Origin of the sequence: Acinetobacter sp. P8-3-8 (assembly GCF_000214135.1) — a bacterium.
Classification (GTDB): Bacteria; Pseudomonadota; Gammaproteobacteria; order Pseudomonadales; family Moraxellaceae; genus Acinetobacter.
In genome coordinates this window covers 1-725 of record NZ_AFIE01000146.1, presented here as the reverse complement: position 1 = coordinate 725, position 725 = coordinate 1, and the positions used below count along the sequence as shown (strand labels likewise).

Annotated in this window: 1 protein-coding gene; it reads right to left on the bottom strand. The window is 35.2% G+C overall.

Annotated features, from left to right (window positions below; translation table 11 throughout):
- Positions 1-22: 22 nt before the first annotated feature.
- Entirely contained in the window at positions 23-685 is a 663-nt protein-coding gene (locus GGG_RS0119035; RefSeq protein WP_010118092.1) for an IS1595 family transposase, read from the bottom strand.
- Between the last annotated feature and the right edge of the window lie 40 nt (positions 686-725).

Sequence of the window (725 nt, the reverse complement as noted above, 5' to 3'; positions counted from 1 at the left end):
ACTAGCAGATTTACCCTTAATTTTACCTAATGAGATTCCACAACTCTGTTGCTAACTCATTAGGTTCCCTCATCCAACGCCATTCTGTTTCTTTAAGATGATAATCAAAGTACTCTTTTGAGATGCCATTGAACTTCGCCAATCTTCTTTTACAAAAGCTCCAAAATGATTCTATTCCATTTATATGACATTGTCCTCTAGCAAACTCATTTGCTCCATGATTTACCCTAAAATGTTTCGAATAACCGACATCTACCAAACCATTGTATCCACGCCAGCCATCACTATAAATTACACTTTCAAGTGCGACTTTACCCAAGATAACTTGTTGTAATGTATTCTTTTTACAGTCAGGAACGATTTCTGTATAAACATGACCATTCCTTTCAAATATTCCAAATACAGGTTGTTTTAAAGTACCTCGACCTCGTTTCAACTTTCCATGGAAACCACGTTGTCTTTTAGCTCCAAAATAGCTTTCATCCACTTCAATAGAACCTACAAACTTTGCTCTTAAATCTGTTTGATGGTCATAGATCACTTCTCTAAAAAGCATGTACCAGTAGTTGATTGTATTACGGTTCAGACTGAGCAATAAGGCTGTTTTAGAAGCAGGAATATCAATGCAAAAGCACTGAATAATTTTTTTAATCTTGTAGTGACTTAATTTACTGTTTTCTATCATGATTCCAGACTAACATATCTATTCTGCTAGTCTAGAGCCA

Bases quoted from the DNA above. Each gene is read 5' to 3' on its own strand.
- GGG_RS0119035 (WP_010118092.1), bottom strand. From the start codon at position 685: ATGATAGAAAACAGTAAATTAAGTCACTACAAGATTAAAAAAATTATT.